The sequence below is a fragment of the Arthrobacter sp. MYb227 genome (assembly GCF_002975435.1).
GTDB lineage: Bacteria > Actinomycetota > Actinomycetes > Actinomycetales > Micrococcaceae > Paeniglutamicibacter.
Genome location: NZ_PCPT01000002.1, coordinates 600,255 through 618,639, shown reverse-complemented (window position 1 = coordinate 618,639; position 18,385 = coordinate 600,255). Strand labels below are relative to the sequence as shown.

Below are 18,385 nucleotides of genomic sequence, written 5' to 3'. Positions count from 1 at the left end.
GGTCATGAACTTGGAACAGCTTCAAAGTTTCGTGGAAGTCGCACGGATCGGTCATTTCACGCGTGCTGCCGCGCATTTGCATTTGGCTCAGCCCTCACTGAGCCGGCAAATTTCAACCCTTGAATCCGACCTAGGTGCGGAGCTTTTTCATCGTGCCCGGGGCAACATCACACTCACCGATGCCGGAGAATCGCTACTTCCATTGGCAAAACGCATGCTTGCCGATGCAGAAACAGTGAGACATGAGATGCAAGAACTTGCTGGTCTGAGAAAAGGACGAGTTCGCATTGGTGCCACCCCCACGTTGTGCCTCAGCCTAGTTCCGGACGTCGTGACTGCATTCCATGCCGCGTACCCGGGAATCGATCTGCATCTGACGGAACAAGGCTCGCGCGGTCTGCTTGAGGAACTTGCCGGCGGCACGCTCGATCTTGCGCTCATTGTCACCGATGAAGATCGATCAGCTCAAACGAGTAGCTTGCAGCGTATTCCACTGCTCACCGAAGAGTTAGTCGTAGTCACCGCAGCCTCCGGCGATCGACTATCCGGACGTATTTCCTTGACCCTTGCCGAGCTGGCCACACTTCCACAGATCACTTACCACCAGAGCTACGACCTGAGAGAAGCAACAACTCAGGCGTTCGCCTCTGCGGGCCTACGTCCAAACATCATTTTGGAAGGCTCGGAAATGGATGCGGTACTCCGTTGCGTCGAACGTGGACTTGGCGTTGCCGTGGTTCCGGCGATGGTCTTGCTTGATCGTCCGGCGCTTCGCTCCATCAGGCTCGAATCCCCCGCACTAAGTCGAACGATCAGTCTTGCGCGTCGCAGCGATGTCTCGGTAACAAAAGCTGCAAAGGCTATGCAGAGAATCATCATGGACACCGCGCATACCTTGGCTGGCTCTTCTGATTCCATGTGCTCTTTGTATGGTGCGGGGTAACTTCGCCCGGGACAAGACGATTGCGCGGCCACAACTTGAAAAGCTGTCACTCGTGTCTTTGCAGATCATCTTTGTTGGGTACGAAAGTACAAGTTTTTAGATCATGAGAATCACAAATTTATGGGGCATGCTCCAAGCAAAGGATGCCGAATCAAGGGGTAAGTCGGTGCCATGATCGGTAACTGACTTGTCGGAGGCATCGGCTAGATTCATTTTTAGGCTCCAATCCAAAGAACGAAGGACGACTCCCTTGATTTCGGATGGCGAATCTTCTAGTGACGACGCTGTCGTGCAGTTTGCCAGTACACCACCAGTCGCTGATCTTCCCCAGTGGTACTCCGAAATGCTCGATTCTGTCAGCGTGATTGTTTCTCAAGGCCAGCAACGTGCCATCCGCACTGCCAATCAAGAATTGGTGAGCACTTATTGGCATATCAGCCAGGAGATTCTCGTTCGCCAAGCGGAACAAGGGTGGGGCACCAAGGTCATCGATCGGCTCTCTGCGGACCTTCGAGACCGTAATCCGGGTATCAATGGATTCTAACCTCGAAACTTGAAGTACATGCGGTCTTTCGCGGAAGCATGGTCTTCGACGGCAATTGTGCAACAGGCTGTTGCACAATTGCCATGGGGTCATATCCTGATTCTGCTGGATAAGCTCAGCGAAGCACCTGAACGTCTTTGGTATGCCCGGCATGCCATCTCTGAAGGCTGGTCCCGCAACGTCAAAGTCCACCAGATTGAAACTCGCTAGCATCAACGTTCAGGCCAGACAGTATCCAATTTCCAAAGAACCCTGCCCCCTTTATCTTCGGACCTCGCACAGAACGCAACCAAGGATCCCAACGTCTTTGATTTCCTGACGATGAGTGATGCCTATGGCGAGCGTGAACTTGAATCCCAGCTCTTGCAACACGTCGAACGATTCATGTTGGAGCTTGGACGCGGGTTCGCCTTCGTGGGACGACAACTACGACTGGACGTGGCCGGAGATGAGTTCTTCCCGGACTTGGTCTTCTATAATTTCATGCTCCGGCGTTTCGTTGTCATTGAATTGAAAGCTACAAAGTTCGAGCTAGGCTTTCTCGGTCAGTTGGGCATGTATATGAGCGCGGTCGACGATCTACTGGCCCAACCCGGCGACGAACCCACCATCGGGCTGCTGCTTTGCAAGACCAAGAACTCGCTCGTGGCCGAGTATGCACTGCGCGGCTACAAATCTCCGATCGGCGTGGCCGAATGGGCAACAGCGATCAAAGACTCGTATCCGGATGAGGTCGCTCAGGCTCTGCCAACCATCGAAGAGCTGGAAGACGAGCTGGTTGGCAGAGAACCCCGCACGAGGCAAGGAACAATGAAATGCTGTGCGATGGTTGCGGCCGCGATGCCGACGAAACAACGTTTGTCCATTTCTTCCGGCTGCCCGATGGAAATCTCAGCTGGGGTATTCAGGATCATGTTGATGATGTTGGGCTGCTTTGACGCGATGTCCATGCCTTGGTCCATGGACCCTACGAAGGCTCGGCTTTGTCAGATAGTTTCGCTCCTGTCCCCGAACGCGGCGAAGGCACCCGTGAAAAGCCTTTGGGGCATGCCTCCCGGTGATCCTTCGACGACTACGCCGTGATGGAATCTGTCCTGCCGATAGGCCCGTTGACCGAGTGGTTCTGTCGCCGTTGCGATACACCGTATGCCGTCGTAGCTAATCCTGAGGACATGGTGGAAAACGACTTGATCGACCCAGTCTCTCTATCGGAGCAGTAGAAGGTTATCCTTCGTTTCAATAATGCTGTGCCCAGCGCAACATCAATCCGGCGCAAACACCCAGCGAAACCCATTAAGCTTGTTGTTGATCCCATACGCACGATGAGGTTTCTGCACCGTGGGCTCCGAGCCGACTTTTGAAGGATTCTCTTGCCGTTCACTCTGGCCCATCCGGCCGCAATCTTGCCGTTCATGCGTCAGCCATTTGTGCCAATAGCCTTGGTTGCCGGCGCGATGGCTCCCGATCTTCCTTATTTCCTGAAGTTACCTGTCAATGGTGGCGGATGGTATGAAGCCCTTTTTGAGCGCAATAATACTCACGACATGGCTCAGATCCTGACCTTTGGCCTTCCGCTGGCGATCGTTCTTGCCGGATTCCTATGGCTGGTCGTTGAACCCATGCGTTGGGCAACGCCAGATAAGTGGCTACCGAACCACAAGAAGCTGGGTCGGGACCCGAGCGCCGCTCGCGTTGCCCTATGGATCTTTTATTCGCTCATGGTTGGACTGTTCACGCATATTGCGTGGGATTCGTTCACCCATGCCAGCGGCTGGGTAGTCCAACAGCTGCCATTCTTATCTTCTGAAGTCATTGCCGGCATTCCGCTGTTCAAGATTTTGCAGCACGGTAGCACCCTCGCTGGTGCGCTCATCTTGATTATTTGGTATCTCAAGCGGCTCAAGGCCAACCCTGCCAAGAACCCCCGCACTCAGGGCAACGGAGTTCGCCTAGCTCTACTAGCAGCGGTTCTCATCATCCCTACAGCAATCACTGCAGGTCTTGCTTTGGCAAATGAAACAGCAACCGGTGCGGCTTCGGTCTTGTGGACCGGAATAACGTATGGCGGGATGGGACTACTGATTTCGCTGACCGTATACGGTGCGATCTGGCAGCTGATCGCGCTGGCCAAGCGCATGTCTGTGGCCAAATAGTTTCTGATTTTGCCGGTGGGAAGCACAACGCATCCCACCGGCATTTTTATGCCCAAAATCAGCGACGAAGCCACCGTCGGTACATTGATTGACTCACTCGTTCCCTCAAGCGTTGGGAAAATCTTCAGCATCCTCATTGATCTGTGGTTTTATGATTTCCACCGCATCAACCCGGACCGAGATGAACTCTTGGCGACACCAGTCCATAAACAAAATTTCACGATGTAGATAAATTATTCCACAAAACTAGTGGCGCAAGTCACTTTTTGTTGCTATGTTGGTGTCTGCCAAAGGCGGACGTCCCCCCTCAACCGGGGGAAGTTAACAACCAGGCGCAACTAATCCATCAGCCGTTTCGAAGGCTGCGGAGTGTCGCCAGGGGCAAAACAATCCACGGCTTCCATACTCCCGACCTTCGTCTGGAGCATAAGGAAGTCGCACCATGATTAGCAACACCCTTTCCGCAGAAAACCTCGCAGAAGCTGTAGCCATTGCCACGGACAATGTCCGCAATGCAGGTGGCCCCTTCGGAGCCCTGATCGTCACCGCTGACGGATCACGCTTCCCAGGCGTCAACCGGGTCACCGCAAATAACGACCCCACAGCCCATGCCGAAGTTACAGCAATCCGCAATGCCTGTGCCGCACTTGGCACCTTCGACCTTTCCGGAGCTGTGCTCTACACCAGCTGCGAGCCCTGCCCCATGTGCCTAGCCTCGGCGCTGTGGGCCCGAGTCTCAAGCGTTGTCTATGCCGCAGATCGGCATGAGGCGGCAGCCGCTGGCTTCGACGATGCGGCATTCTATGAGTTCTTCGAAGGCAGCCCGGCCGAGCGCGACGCGCTCTTGCCGGTGCAGCGCCTTGCCGATAATGGCTTTGACCGCAGTGAACCATTCACGCTCTGGTCAAGCCTCGACACCCGCATCGAATACTAGGGGTCCGGTGAGTCCCATGACCATCACCAATTCAAACCGCAAACAAACCCAAACGCCAGCTAAACCGCCGGTCATCCGCAACACATTGCTGGAGCGCACCTTCAAGATCGGCGAGCGCGGGTCCACCGTCAAACGGGAAATCCGTGGCGGGGTAGTCACCTTTTTCACCATGGCTTACATCGTGGTGCTCAACCCGCTGATCCTTGGAGGATTTAGCCCAGATGCCGCACCGGTAGATGTGGCGGGGAATTTCTTGCCCGCCGCCGCGGTGGGAGCAGCAACCGGCTTGGCCGCCGGTGTCATGACGATTGCCTTTGGCATCTTTGCCAACCTTCCCTTTGGGTTAGCCGCCGGGCTTGGCATTAACTCGTTCCTTGCCGTCTCCGTCATTGGGGATGTCACCTGGCCCGAGGCCATGGGGCTGGTGCTGATCAATGGCATAGTCATCGTGATCTTTGGGCTGACCGGCGCGCGCACAGCGATCTTCCGGGCCATTCCCAAGGATCTGAAGGCAGCCATTACCGTGGGCATTGGTCTGTTTATCACCTTCATTGGTTTTGTCGATTCGGGTTTTGTTACCCGTACCCCGGCAGGCCCGCCCGTACAGCTGGGCAATGACGGTTCCATTTCTTCCCTCCCCACCGTCATCTTTGTCATCGGCGTGGTGGTCATGGGTGGTCTGGTGGCGCGCAAGGTCCAAGGCGGGCTACTGATTGGCATTATCGCCACCACGGTCTTGGCAGTCATTGCCGAGAAGGTCTTGCGCATCGGGGCTTCCTCGGAGGCTAATCCCGGGGGCTGGCACCTGAACGTTCCTGAGCTTTCCGGGCACTTGTTCTCCATCCCCGATTTTTCAATCATTGGGCAGTTCGATCCGTTTGGAGCCTTTAGCCGTATTGGCCCACTTGCAGCGACAATGTTGGTCTTTACCTTGGTGTTCACGAACTTCTTTGATGCCATGGGAACCATGACCGGTTTGGCTAAGAGCGCCAAGCTCTCGAACAAGGACGGCACGTTCCCGCGCTTGAAGTCCGCCTTCGTCATTGAGGGTGCCGGGGCGATCTTCGGCGGGATGACAAGTACCTCGTCGAACACCGTCTATGTTGATTCCGCGGCCGGCATTGGCGAGGGTGCGCGCACCGGGCTGGCCTCGGTGGTCACCGGAACGCTGTTCCTGGGGGCCATGTTCTTGACCCCGTTGACCTCCGTGGTTCCCATCGAAGTTGCTGCCTCCGCGCTGGTGGTGGTTGGCACCATGATGGCCGGTCAGATTCGGGCCATCAACTTCAAACGATTCTCCAGCGGCATGCCGGCGTTCCTAACATTGGTGACCATGCCACTGACCTACTCGATCGCCAATGGCATCGGCGTCGGCTTTGTCTCCTGGGTACTGATCAACACCTTGGCCGGTCGCGGAGCAAAGATCCACCCGCTGATGTGGGTTGTTTCGGCAGGGTTCCTTGTCTACTTTGCGCGCGGCCCCATCTCCCTGATCATGGGCGCCTAGCTTCACACGCAACAACATCCACCCCCCTTGTTTGATAAAGGATGCAAGAAAATGCTCAACCTCCATACGGAGTTGAACACCGCGTTGGTGGCCGCTGGCGAATCATTCGCCGTGGCCACCATCGTGGGCACCGAAGGTTCAACACCACATCCGCTTGGTACCTCAATGCTGATCCACCGGGATGGAACGATCACCGGATCGCTCTCTGGCGGCTGCATTGAAGGTGCGGTGCATGCCGCTGCCTTAGACGCCCTGGAGCACAATCTGCCGCGCCGTGAACACTATGGCTATTCATCCGCCGATGCTTTTGCCGTCGGCTTGACCTGTGGAGGGAACATCGACGTGCATATCGCACCGTTCACCGAGCACTCACCCATGCACCAGATGTTAGAAACCTATTCAAGCTTCAATGCCACCGATCCGGTGGCGATGATCCGCCGCATCGACTTGGGCTCCAGCGGCTCCACCCTCATCCCCAACCCTTCACACTTATCGCTAACCGAACTCGCCCAACTATTGATCCCCGTGGTGGGTAAGGCCGGTAGCTCTTTGGCGGCAACGCTGTGCTATTCACTGATAGTTTCCGGACGCACCGGCACCATCAATCTTGCCCAAGACACTGGTTCCTGTGCCACCGATTCATTAGAGTTGCTCGTTGAGTCCCGGCTCAGCCCACCACGGATGCTGATCTTTGGTGCCAATACCTTTGCCGAAGAACTACTTAAGCTCGCTCCGATGCTCGGGTACACCTCGACGCTGTGTGATGCCCGGTCCTCGTTCACCCTGCAACCACGTTTCAATGCGGCACATGAGATTTCCACGCAATGGCCGCACCTATACCTCGGCGCAGAAATCGCCGCCGGGCGGATCGATTCACGCACGGTGATCTGTGTACTGACTCACGACCCCAAATTTGATATCCCCTTACTCACTCTGGCACTTGCCCAACGAGTTGCCTACCTCGGGGCCATGGGCTCACGCACCAGCCACGATTCACGCATGCGAGATCTTCGCGCCGGAAGCACGCCCGAGTCGGCGCTGCGGGCCTTGCACTCCCCCATAGGTCTTGACCTGCAGGCAATCACCCCGGGAGAGGTTGCCATCAGCATCGCCGCAGAGATCATTGCCCGCCGCTCCTCCAGTGCAACGGGCCAATCACTCAAAAGCATTGCGGGTCCCATTCACGGCAGAGCCAAACCAACCATCAACGCTCCCGAGCGTACTCAGCACCTTACAGACATCGAGGTTCCCTCATGGACATGAACACCATCTCAGCCATGGTGCCCACCACCGATCCCAACGATTTCCGTGACGGGGATGCCTGGCTAGCCGGTGGAACAGTGCTGTTCTCCTACGGTTCCCATTCCCTTAGTCGGCTCCTCGATATCACCGCCGCCGGTTGGGAACCTGTAACCATCACCGAAGCAGGCATCGAGTTCGCTGCCACCTGCACCATTGCCCAGCTCTACGCACTGGCCCAAGACCCCGCGTTACCCACTGCTTGGAGTGCAGCTGACTTGTTCCGCCCGGCCTGCGATTCATTCGTTGCCTCCTTCAAAATCTGGAATCTTTCAACAATGGGCGGGAACATCGCCACCTCATTGCCGGCCGGCCCCATCATTTCGCTGTGTTCGGCACTCGATGCACGCTTGTTGATCCTCTCCCCCGGTGGAAAACAACGCCACGAACCAGTTGCCGAGTTCATCCAGGGGGAGGCCAAGAATTCCTTAGCACCCGGTGAATTGATTCGCTCGATCCTTGTCCCAGCCCACGCGTTAGCCGCCAAAACCGCATTTCGCAGACTCTCACTGAACAATCTGGGACGCACCGGGGTCATGCTCATCGGACGCGTCGACCCCGATGGTCTTTTCACGCTCACCGTCTCTGGCTCCACGCCACGGCCACATCAATTCCGATTCCCCGTTGGAGATTATCCAAGCCCGGCCAAACTCGTGAATTGCCTTGAGGAGAGACTCTCCCCAGACGATTATCACGATGACATTCATGGTCGTCAGCCTTGGCGTCGAGCCATGACCCTACGCCTCGGTGTCGAAATCCTCAACGAATTATTCTCGGCCTCCGGCCCCGGAATCGAAAGGTAGCCAGCCATGTCCATTCAGATTAATGGGATCCCTGCCAGTAACACTCCGGAACCTAGCCAATGCCTACGCACCTTCCTGCGCTCCGAAGGCGCCATGGGAGTCAAGAAGGGTTGCGATGGAGGCGATTGTGGTGCCTGCACGGTTCACGTCGATGGACTGCCCGTGCATTCGTGCATCTACCCAGCGGCCCGGGCCACGGGACACAGCATCACCACCATTGAGGGCCTTGCAGCTGTCCAGGGCGTGGAGGGTTCGCTGGCTCCCATGCAGGAGCAGGTAGTCAAGGCGCAGGGCTACCAATGTGGGTTCTGCACCGCCGGTTTGATCATGACTGCATCAACATTCGATGATGAGCAACTAGAAAACCTGCCACGAAACCTCAAAGGTAATCTGTGCCGTTGCACCGGGTACCGTTCGATCGAGGATGCGGTGCTGGGCCGCTCCGGCGACGACTGTTCACACCCTCCGCAGGAAAGCTGTGCCTTAGACCAGCTACCCGAGGAGCAATCCGATGAGGTAGGTAGCAACGTTCCGGCACCGGCGGCACGGGCAATTGTTACCGGCACCGCCCGCTACACCATGGATATCCCCGAGAAGGAACTGCCCGGGTTATTGCACCTAAAATTGGCCCGCTCACCACATGCTCATGCAAGAATCTTGTCAATTGACGCTTCCGCGGCTCTGGCAATCCAGGGAGTGCATGGGGTGCTGAGTTACCTCGATGATCCCGGGATTCTCTATTCGGCCGCTCAGCACGAAATAGTCGAGGATGATCCCGATGATTCGGTGGTCTTTGATCGTATCGTTCGTTTTATAGGCCAACGCGTCGCCTGTGTCATCGCTGATTCCGTGGCGTTGGCTGAGGCTGGCGTCAGGGCATTGGAGATCGAATACGAGCTATTCGAAGCCGTTCTAACACCCGCCGCCGCACTATTACCCGATGCGCCGCGCATCCATGGAGATAAGGGCGCAGCATCGCGTATTGCCGACCCAGAGCAAAACATCGTTGCCCAGGTACACCACGAGATTGGTAACGTGGCCCAGGCCCTTGCAACAAGCGATGCCGCTTACGCCGAAACTTTCAACACCCAGCGAGTACAACACGTCGCGTTGGAAACCCACGGCGCCACCGCGTGGTTCGATGAGGAAAACGTGCTCAATGTACGTTCCTCAACTCAGGTGCCGTTCTTGGTCAAGCGCACACTTCAACGGATTTTTGCGCTGCCCACCGAGTCGTTGCGGGTGGTTGCGGGGCGCGTTGGTGGCGGGTTCGGCGGCAAACAAGAAGTTCTGGTTGAGGACGTGCTCGCCCTTGCAGCATTGCGTTTTAGGCGGCCGGTGCGCCTAGAATTTACGCGCAGTGAGGTCATGACCGCGACCACCACACGTCATCCCTTTGCGGTGAAGGTGAGCGTTGCGGGAAACAAAAACGGCAAACTCACGGCCCTAGCCATCGAGGTACTCACCGATACCGGTGCCTACGGAAACCATGCGCCAGGAGTGATGTTCCACGGTTGCTCGGAATCCATCGCCATCTACAACGCACCAAACAAACGCGTTGACGCGGTTTCCGTGTACACAAATACCGTCCCGGCCGGGGCCTTTCGTGGATACGGACTGAGCCAAACCATCTTCGCAGTTGAGTCGGCTCTCGATGAGTTGGCACGAAAGCTAGAGATTGATCCGTTGGAGTTCAAGGCACAGGCAATGCTCCGCGAGGGCGAACCAATCCTCTCGCTTCACCCCGAGCCCGAAGAGGACCTCATCTATGGCTCCTACGGCCTTGATCAATGTGTTGATTTGGCACGGAATGCCCTTGAACGCGGTGCCGCACGCGGCGCCGACGGAAGTGAATTAGATGATCAGTGGCTCATTGGGGAGGGCTTTGCCCTGTCAATGATTGCCACGGTGCCCCCGCGTGGACACTATTCGCATTCAAGTATTGAATCTTTAGGAGATGGAACCTTCAACCTTCTGGTGGGCACAGCGGAATTCGGCAATGGCACCTCGACCGTTCACACCCAGCTTGCGGCCGATGCCTTGGGCACCAGCGCCCAAGCCATGATGTTAGGGCAATCTGATACAGCACTGACCGAGCATGACACCGGTGCCTTTGGGTCGGCCGGAACCGTTGTGGCAGGTAAGGCAACATTCGCCGCAGCCACCGACCTGGCACTTGCCTTGCGCAACGTTGCCGCCGAACTCAGCGGCAACAGCCTTGCCGAATGCACACTGGTACCCGAAGGGGTACTGTGTGATGGACAGCTTCTCACCCACCACGAGGTATTGGCTAGGGCTCGACTTGATGGCAGGCATCGTGCCGAGGGACGTTGGGGAGGAACTCCGCGATCTGTGGCATTCAACGTCCATGGTTTCAGGGTTGCGGTAGACCCTCGCACCGGTGAAATACGGATATTGCAGAGTGTTCAATCCGCAGATGCGGGAGTTGTTGTTAATCCGCGCCAGTGCCGCGGCCAGATTGAGGGTGGCATTGCCCAAGCCTTGGGGGCCACACTCTTTGAGGAAGTTCTCATAGATGACACCGGAATGATCGAGACCGATGTGCTGCGTTCCTATCACATCCCCACTTTTGCAGACGTCCCACGCAGCGAAATTTACTTCGCCTCAACCAGTGATGCGTTAGGTCCGCGTGGGGCTAAATCGATGAGTGAAAGTCCCTTCAATCCGGTAGCTCCGGCGTTTGCCAACGCCTTACGTGATGCAACGGGTCTACGTTTTACCCGGACCCCGTTCCGGCGAGATGACATTTACCTTGCGTTGGAGGCAGCGGGTCAGGTCCCTGTTTTATTTGATGCCCAACAAATGGAGGTCATCAATGGTGTCAATATCTAATCCGGAGTCCAAGTCCGAGCAATCGAGAAGGTCAATAAGATCTTCATGCGCGGCCAGATAGGCACGGGCGCCAGCATCTCTGCTGGCCGCCGACGCCGCCGGTCCACGGTGTTCCGGAGCAAAAAGCACCGGGTGCCCGCGACCTAGCTGCGTACCGGCGCGACGGTACCCGGCAGCGGTGATCCGTCCGTCGCGGTGCGCTTGCACTAAGCGTTGGACCAGTTCGGGATTCAGGCCCGGCTGGTCCACCAGTGCGACTAACACCGGTGACTTAGCTGGTGTTTTGGACATGCCTAAGGCAAAGGAAGATCCCATCCCACTGGACCACGCAGCATTGATCAACACCGTGATGCGCTCATCTTTTTCCAGCTGCGCCGAGACTTGCTCGGCTCCGGCACCCAGAACTACCACCACATGGTGGCAGCCACCAGCAAGAAGTGCAAAAAGGGCTGTGGCCAGCAGTGTCTCACCGTTTTTCTTACGCAACAGGGCCTTGGGCCCTAAGCCCAGGCGTGATCCGGAACCGGCAGCCAGCAGTACTCCGGTCACCTGCGCACTGGTGCTGGGCATTTAGGAAAACCTTCGTCGGGGACGTGTAGAGCTCTTGTCTCAAAGCTATGGGGTGCGTCGCGACCTGGCAATCCCACCGAAACGATTAAGGGGCGGGTTGTGGTTTCACATGAAACCACAACCCGCCCCTTGAACATCGCTGAGTAACGCTTACGGCTTTGAAATAAAGCCCTGCGCGACCATCCAGTCAAAGGCAACCTGTGCAGGTTCCTCACCGTAGACATCAACTTGGAGGTTCATTGACTGCATTTCCTCATCGGTCAACAATGGGGAAATCTCGGCAAAGACCTTTTCGATTCCCGGGTTCTCTTCAAGGAATTTTCCGTTGAAGACAGGAACGACGTTATATGCAGGGAAGTATCCGAGGTCATCTTCCAGCACCGTCAAATCCAATGCCTTGATACGACCATCGGTGGTGAAAACTTCACCGAAGTTACAGGCTCCGGCATCGGTGGCGCTGTAGATGGCACCCGTGTCATAAAGACCAACGTTTGAGTCCGGAACCGAATCTGCCGAACCACGCTTGAGCCCGTAGAGCTCTAGCATGGGGTTTAGCCCATCGGAGCGCGAGTTGAACTCCGCATCCACACAGAAGGTCAGGTCCTTGGATGGGAGATCCTTGAGCTGGGAAAGCTTGGTGATATTTCCCAAATCTGACAGTGCTTCGGAACGCACCGCCATGGCATAGGTATTATTTAGCGGAGCACGCTGGCCCCACACAACACCATTGCCGGCATCTTGCGCCTTGACCTTTTCCCACATTTCTTGCTGATCGGAAATGCCGTCTTCATGACCCAAGTAGGTCATCCATGCGGTGCCCGTGTATTCCCACATCATGGACGCCTGACCGGATTTCAGCAGTTCACGTGCGGGCTGGGAGCCTGGCACGTTGGTGAGGTCAACTACCTTAAACCCGGCGGCTTGCCCGGCAAGCACAGCAATCTTTCCAAGCACCAACTGTTCGGTGTAGTTCTTGGACGTAATGGTCATTGTCGCGTTATCCGGCAGGTCAGGAAGCTGTTGAATGCTCCCGGGACCGGCAGGCGGCACGTAGGCTGTGGCCGAGGCCAGCCCACACCCGGTCAGCGCCAGGCCCGCAATGGCTAGCAACGCGGTTGTTTTGAAACGTTTTCCTAATCGCATCTCTAGAGTCCTTTCGGACGGGCAAGCTGTTCAATGGCTCGGCCAATCCAGTCAATGAGCAACGCCAGCAATGCAACTAGCAGGGATCCGAAGATCAGTACCGTGGTCAGGCTCAGGTTCACACCAGTGGTGATCAGAATTCCAAGTCCACCGCCGTTAATGAAAACGGCCAGCGTGGCGGTACCTACAAGAAGCACCAATGCGGTGCGGATACCGGAGAGCATTACCGGAACCGCCAAGGGCAGTTCAACCTTGAAAAGCACCGCCCAGGAACTCATTCCCATACCGCGACCGGCTTCAACAAGCCGTTCATCAACCTGGTTCAGGCCCACCATGGTGTTGGTCAGTACCGGCAAGATTGCGTAGGCAACCAAGGAACCGATGGCTGCCCAGAAACCAAAGCCCAGCCAAAATGCCAAGATGACAATCAGGCCGATGGCCGGAGCAGCCTGGCCGACGTTGGCAATTGCCATGACCGGTCCGCTGTATCGACGCATTGAAGGTCGGGTAAGTAGGATACCCAGTGGCATGGCGATGATCAGCACGATGAGTGCCGCCACCAGGGTCAGCCGGACATGTTCAATCGTGTATCCCCACAGGACACCCGGGGCTAGAGTCATGCGTTCGGTTTCGGTGAGATCTGCATTGTTCAGCCAAATCACCAAGGCTAGGAAGGCAAGCCCAATGCCACCAAGTTGTAGCCAGAGGGCGCGCCAGGGGTGTTCGACCCGCAGCGTCGGAACCTTATCCTGGGCTAGTTCGGTAGTTGCAGCAGTGGAACTCATCGTAAGTCCTCCACGCTTTCCAGCTTATCTTCCGCGCCCCCTCCGCCTTGGCCGTTGGCAGCGATAACGCTTTCAACGGATATTGACGGAATGGCACCGGAGTTCAATCCAACGGGTGCATCACCCTCAGATTCGGCTGCTGCAGCGTGTGCAGCGGAGATGGCTTCCATAATGGTCTTCACATTGATCACGCCCAAGAACGTATCGCGGCGCCCGGTAACAACGGCTGTTTCCGAGCTTGCCACCAGCATGGTGTCAAGTGCGTCATTGAGTGTCGCCTGGTTACCAACCACCGGCATTGAGTCATCAATGGTGTCATCGATGACCTGCAAGCGAGAAAGCTGGCGGCGGGTCAGTCGGCGGATGGGGCGGCGGCGCTTATCAAGAATGACTGCCAGTGATTCTCCGGCACCCTGTACGCGGGAGAGCACGTCACTGGCGAGTTCGCCGGGCAATGCGGTGACAGCTTCGTTAAGCTTGACCTGGTTGACGCGGGTCAATGTGAGCTGCTTGAGCCCGGCACCGGAACCAATGAAGTTTTCAACAAATTCGTTGGCGGGGTTGGCCAGCACGCGTTCCGGGGAATCGTACTGGACCAGCTGTGCGCCTTCATCGAAGACTGCAATCCAGTCGCCGAGCTTCACTGCCTCATCGAAGTCGTGGGTGACCATGACGATTGTCTTTTGCACCTCGGACTGAATGTTGAGCAGTTCGTCCTGCAGTCGCTGGCGAGTGATCGGGTCAACAGCACCGAACGGCTCATCCATGAGCAGTACCGGTGGGTCGGCAGCAAGTGCGCGGGCCACGCCTACACGCTGCTGTTGTCCGCCGGAGAGCTCCTTGGGGTAACGATCGCGGTAGACGCTCGGATCCAACGAGACAAGCTCTAGCAGTTCATCAACGCGCGCTGCGATCTTTGCCTTGTCCCAGCCAAGCATCTTGGGAACGATTGCAATATTCGCGGCAACTGTCATGTGTGGGAAGAGCCCGCCGGCCTGGATCACGTAACCGATGCGCCGGCGCAAGGTATCGCCATCCATCTTGGTGACGTCTTCACCATTGATCACAATTTTGCCGCTGCTGGGCTCGATCAGGCGGTTGATCATCTTCAGGGTGGTGGTCTTGCCACAGCCCGAGGGACCAACGAACATGACGATGCTGCCGGCAGGGATTTCTAGGGTCAAGCCGCCCACTGCGGGCTTTGTTTGACCTGGGTATTGCTTGGTTACTTCATCAAGCAGAATGGATGCGCCAGTAATAGCGCCGTTGGACTCAGACACGGATACCTCGCGGAGTTGTGAGTCGGCCAATGCCGACCAGGATGAGATCGAGAATGAAGGCCAAAATGACTACGCCAATCACGCCGACGAGCACTGATTCGAAGGCTTTGGCACCGCCGGAACGCGATAGTCCGGAGAAAATGAATCCGCCAAGGCCAGGGCCCAGTGCGTAGGCGGCAACTGCTGCAACGCCCATGACCATCTGGGCCGAGACGCGAATTCCTGAAAGGATGACCGGCCAGGCCATGGGAAGTTCGATGGTGGCCAGGGTGCGCATACGACTGATGCCGATACCTCGGGCCGACTCTACGATTGATGGCTCGATTCCTGCGAGCCCGACGATTGCGTTGCGAATGATGGGCAACGCGGCAAAAAAGGTGACGATAATGACCGTCGGTGTCACACCGAATCCGAACGGCACAATGAGAAGGCCGATGGCTGCAAATGAAGGAACCGTCAGACCAATGGCTGAAACGCCGTTAGCCAAAGAAGAAAGAGATTTACTGCGGTACACCAGGGCAGCAATACCCACGGCGATGATCGTTGCCAGGATTAGACACTGAACAACGAGAGAGAGGTGTTGCCAGGAGGCAAACAATATTTGGCGATATCTTTCGCCAATAAATTCAAACACATCAAAACCTGCTTCACATGGGTTACGTAGCTAGCTCTCCATGACCGAAATCGATCTTGGATACTTGCCTAACATAGCCTGCTTGGGCGTGTCGTATCCACCTTAGAGCACTTCAAACTCGATATCGTGATTAGTTTGTAATTGACATACTTTGATGCAATAACGCCTCTCACTAGTGATTTCTAAGGCAATAATAATGGTGACGAATTACTCCAAGAAACTTTGTGAATATTTGCCGACCTTCCACCATCGAGGCAAGGCGCAACACGCCGAAACCCCAGCGTTTACATAGCGATCCGGCGATCGCACAACAACGCTAAAACGGGCCAGAACCTGAACTGTTCCCTGTGATCCACGCCAAGCAATCGAGGCAAAAGTAACGGCAAAACACCTGCAACTATGACCGACTTTGCGGCACTTCACGGTGCAGACTCGAGTAACTCAACTCACACAACGAAAACGGGTATCGAATCTTTCCGCGCAAACATGCGGATCACCTACTAAACAGCGATCCGGACAGCGCAAACTACACATTCTCCGCAACGCATATTTTGTTTCAGCAGGCTCACCAAATCAGTTCCCAAAAATGCCTGCAGTCCCACATCGGCAAACGGGCCTCAGCACAAATTTTGATCTTCCACCGACACCCCACCAAGTGCGCACCAGAAGCCAACTTCCTCGCTCCTTGATGCACTCAGAACACCCTTGAGAAGGGTGCCTCAGCCCGCGAAAAATTGGACGAATATTGTTTGCTCAAACTCGTACCAAGCACTTCGTCAATCGATGCCAAACGGGCGCCATACAGGTCATCTAAGAATTCATAAAGCTATCCCATATCGAATGGTTTCATTTCGCAATATCATGATCTGAACTTTAGCGATCTGAACTCACAAGAATATTTTTCGACCGCGCGTCCGCCAGAAAATAGCGAGTTGGCTATGCCAACTATTTCTGCGTATCAAGCGACAATTTTCTCACCTCCAAGTAGGTGGGCCGGATCCCGGACTTCAACGCTCAGCACGGCCCTTGCCAGCGCGCACGGTTTCAATCAGAGGCACACCAAGACAACCTCGTGGTTCAGCACCATGGTGGCCGGGAGTCCCCCGCCACCACTGCGCTTTGCTCAAGTAAGTACTACGGTTGGCGATAGAGAAGCTACAAGATCACGGATCAAGAGCCTTGCCCAAGCCCGTGTGGGCTCCGGCGCTTGGCCAATATCCAGCAAAAAATACCAGAGCCAGCAATTGCGTCACCGTCCTGATTTTCACAGTTTCACCTATCGAACAGGCTTTCAGTGCGACCTCAGCCCCAGCCCACCGTCATCACCCACACCCGAATCATTGATGGCACCGGTGGACCCGAGTATCTTGGCGACATTGTGCTTGAACACGGTAAAATCACGTCGATTCTTCCACCCGGTTCGTTCATCGATCACTTAGAAAACACCCACGTAATTGACGGCGCGGGACTTATCACCTGCCCCGGGTTCATCGATATGCACGGCGGCTCAGACCTGCAACTCATGAAATCACCCAAGTGCCTCCCAAAAATCACTCAAGGTGTAACAACCGAGGTACTCGGGCAAGACGGCCTATTCTACGCAGCTCTTGAGAAATCGAGTTTCTTTCCATCACCCAAATTACTTGAGGGCTGGAAAACTACGCTGGGCCACTCAAAGTCTTCATTTCCGTCGGTGCAGGACTCACTCAATACCCTTGATGAAGGCGTCGGAGTTAACACAGTTTTCCTCATGCCACACAGCACCCTACGTTTCTTAACGGTAGGAGAAGAAAATGGCGGGCTTTCGGAGTCACAGATCGCAATCTTAGCAAAGCAGGTCGAAGAAGCATTAGAACAAGGTGCCGTCGGAATATCTTCGGGATTCGAGCTTTCCTCGGGTGAATATCCGGAGACCCGGGAGCTCGAAGCCCTATGTGAGGTGATCGCCACACATGGTGCTTTCTATTCATCTGGGCCCCTTTCATTCGGCTCCGACACCACAAAAAACTATGCTGAGCTGCTCAATATCGCATCCAAAACATCGGTTAGCCTGCATCTAACTCACATCGCACCAAAGATTCCCACCTCAGCGGTGGCCGTTGGCGAACTGATTCAGATGCTCGATAGTTCACTTGAGTCAGGAATTGATCTGAGCACAGATATCCATCCATATGTTGCAAACGCAATTCCGCTGGTTTCACTTTTGCCGAGCTGGTCGCGGGAGGGAAGTATCGATGACACTCTTTACAACATCGATGATGAAGAACGTGCCAAGAGAATCCAACACGAACTGAAGTTAGGATCCTCGGATGGTTGCAATGGTGTGCCAATCGATTGGGAAACCATCACCATCTACTCGGTGGCAAACACCCAGCTACGAGTGCTGATCAATCAAAGTATCGCTGCTATTGCTCGAATTCAACGTGTTGAGCCCTTCACCGTTTTTTGTAATATTCTGGGTGCCGATTCGTTGGCCACCGTGGTTTTACACAACCCCGGAAACGAAGAGAATCTCGTGGCGCTAATGAAGCATCGGACGCATACCGGAGGTTCGGCCAGCAAAGTTGAGAGCCTGCGACCCCACCCAAGTGATTTTGGTGCATTCCCGCGCTTTATTTCCCACTATGTGCGAGACCTTGGTGTCATGGAGCTACCGGAAATGATCCATCACCTCACCGGTCGGCCAGCAGCCCGGCTCAAGCTGGCCGAACGCGGCCAAATCCGTGATGGTTATGCCGCAGACCTGGTGATCTTTGATCCGGATTCCATTATGGATATGTCATCATTCAGCGATCCCCAAGAACCCGCGGCCGGAATCAACTATGTATTCGTCAATGGAGTACTTGCACTGAAAGACCGCCACCCCACCGAGGCCTTGGCCGGACGGGCCTTGCGGCGTACCCCTAGCCGTACAGTTCAGGCGCTCTAAAGAAGCGC

Annotated in this window: 15 protein-coding genes and 1 pseudogene; 11 read left to right on the top strand and 5 right to left on the bottom strand. The window is 55.7% G+C overall.

The features are described from left to right. Positions 1-4 precede the first annotated feature (4 nt). The 10 genes and pseudogenes from CQ018_RS06715 (at position 5) to CQ018_RS06675 (ending at position 11,036) form a co-directional block, all read left to right on the top strand. Positions 5-943, top strand: coding sequence for a LysR family transcriptional regulator (locus CQ018_RS06715; RefSeq protein ID WP_105549350.1), 939 nt, complete (start codon positions 5-7; stop codon positions 941-943). A 343-nt stretch (positions 944-1,286) separates the two neighbouring features. Continuing rightward, positions 1,287-1,697: pseudogene (locus CQ018_RS20435) on the top strand (DUF1016 N-terminal domain-containing protein). Positions 1,698-1,739: 42 nt separating this feature from the next. Further along, on the top strand, positions 1,740-2,570 hold the full coding sequence (locus tag CQ018_RS20430) for a DUF1016 domain-containing protein (RefSeq protein ID WP_258142443.1): 831 nt from the start codon (positions 1,740-1,742) through the stop codon (positions 2,568-2,570). A gap of 287 nt (positions 2,571-2,857) precedes the next feature. After that, the gene (locus CQ018_RS06705) at positions 2,858-3,640 is read left to right on the top strand and encodes a DUF4184 family protein (RefSeq protein WP_105549199.1); all 783 of its coding nucleotides are present in this window, start codon (positions 2,858-2,860) and stop codon (positions 3,638-3,640) included. A 15-nt stretch (positions 3,641-3,655) separates the two neighbouring features. Continuing rightward, positions 3,656-3,868, top strand: a complete 213-nt coding sequence (locus CQ018_RS20035) for a hypothetical protein (protein WP_181149768.1) — start codon at positions 3,656-3,658, stop codon at positions 3,866-3,868. A 217-nt stretch (positions 3,869-4,085) separates the two neighbouring features. Next, on the top strand, positions 4,086-4,574 hold the full coding sequence (locus CQ018_RS06695) for a nucleoside deaminase (protein WP_105549349.1): 489 nt from the start codon (positions 4,086-4,088) through the stop codon (positions 4,572-4,574). Between the two features lie 16 nt (positions 4,575-4,590). Further along, positions 4,591-6,081 (top strand): NCS2 family permease, encoded by a 1,491-nt coding sequence (locus CQ018_RS06690; RefSeq protein WP_105549197.1) that lies wholly within the window; start codon positions 4,591-4,593, stop codon positions 6,079-6,081. 51 nt (positions 6,082-6,132) lie between these two features. Beyond that, entirely contained in the window at positions 6,133-7,344 is a 1,212-nt protein-coding gene (locus CQ018_RS06685; protein ID WP_105549196.1) for an XdhC family protein, read from the top strand. Further along, complete coding sequence (locus CQ018_RS06680; RefSeq protein WP_258142419.1) at positions 7,341-8,183, top strand: FAD binding domain-containing protein; 843 nt, start codon at positions 7,341-7,343, stop codon at positions 8,181-8,183. Before CQ018_RS06685 ends, CQ018_RS06680 begins: the two co-directional genes overlap by 4 nt. Positions 8,184-8,189: 6 nt before the next feature. After that, the gene (locus CQ018_RS06675) at positions 8,190-11,036 is read left to right on the top strand and encodes a molybdopterin cofactor-binding domain-containing protein (RefSeq protein WP_105549194.1); all 2,847 of its coding nucleotides are present in this window, start codon (positions 8,190-8,192) and stop codon (positions 11,034-11,036) included. On the opposite strand, the gene CQ018_RS06670 is transcribed toward CQ018_RS06675, so the two are convergent. The 5 genes from CQ018_RS06670 to CQ018_RS06650 form a co-directional block, all read right to left on the bottom strand. Continuing rightward, positions 10,989-11,606, bottom strand: coding sequence for an NTP transferase domain-containing protein (locus tag CQ018_RS06670; RefSeq protein WP_105549193.1), 618 nt, complete (start codon positions 11,604-11,606; stop codon positions 10,989-10,991). The genes CQ018_RS06675 and CQ018_RS06670 overlap by 48 nt on opposite strands. Before the next feature lie 150 nt (positions 11,607-11,756). Beyond that, on the bottom strand, positions 11,757-12,749 hold the full coding sequence (locus CQ018_RS06665; protein WP_105549192.1) for a glycine betaine ABC transporter substrate-binding protein: 993 nt from the start codon (positions 12,747-12,749) through the stop codon (positions 11,757-11,759). 2 nt (positions 12,750-12,751) lie between these two features. Further along, complete coding sequence (locus CQ018_RS06660; RefSeq protein ID WP_105549191.1) at positions 12,752-13,534, bottom strand: ABC transporter permease; 783 nt, start codon at positions 13,532-13,534, stop codon at positions 12,752-12,754. Next, positions 13,531-14,814, bottom strand: coding sequence for an ABC transporter ATP-binding protein (locus CQ018_RS06655; RefSeq protein ID WP_105549190.1), 1,284 nt, complete (start codon positions 14,812-14,814; stop codon positions 13,531-13,533). The genes CQ018_RS06660 and CQ018_RS06655 overlap by 4 nt, the downstream gene beginning before the upstream one ends. Beyond that, positions 14,807-15,448 (bottom strand): ABC transporter permease, encoded by a 642-nt coding sequence (locus tag CQ018_RS06650; protein ID WP_105549189.1) that lies wholly within the window; start codon positions 15,446-15,448, stop codon positions 14,807-14,809. Before CQ018_RS06650 ends, CQ018_RS06655 begins: the two co-directional genes overlap by 8 nt. Before the next feature lie 1,294 nt (positions 15,449-16,742). Here CQ018_RS06650 and CQ018_RS06645 point away from each other — a divergent pair. Further along, a complete protein-coding gene (locus CQ018_RS06645) occupies positions 16,743-18,377 on the top strand; it encodes an amidohydrolase family protein (RefSeq protein WP_105549188.1) in 1,635 nt (544 codons plus the stop codon). The last annotated feature ends 8 nt before the right edge of the window (positions 18,378-18,385 follow it).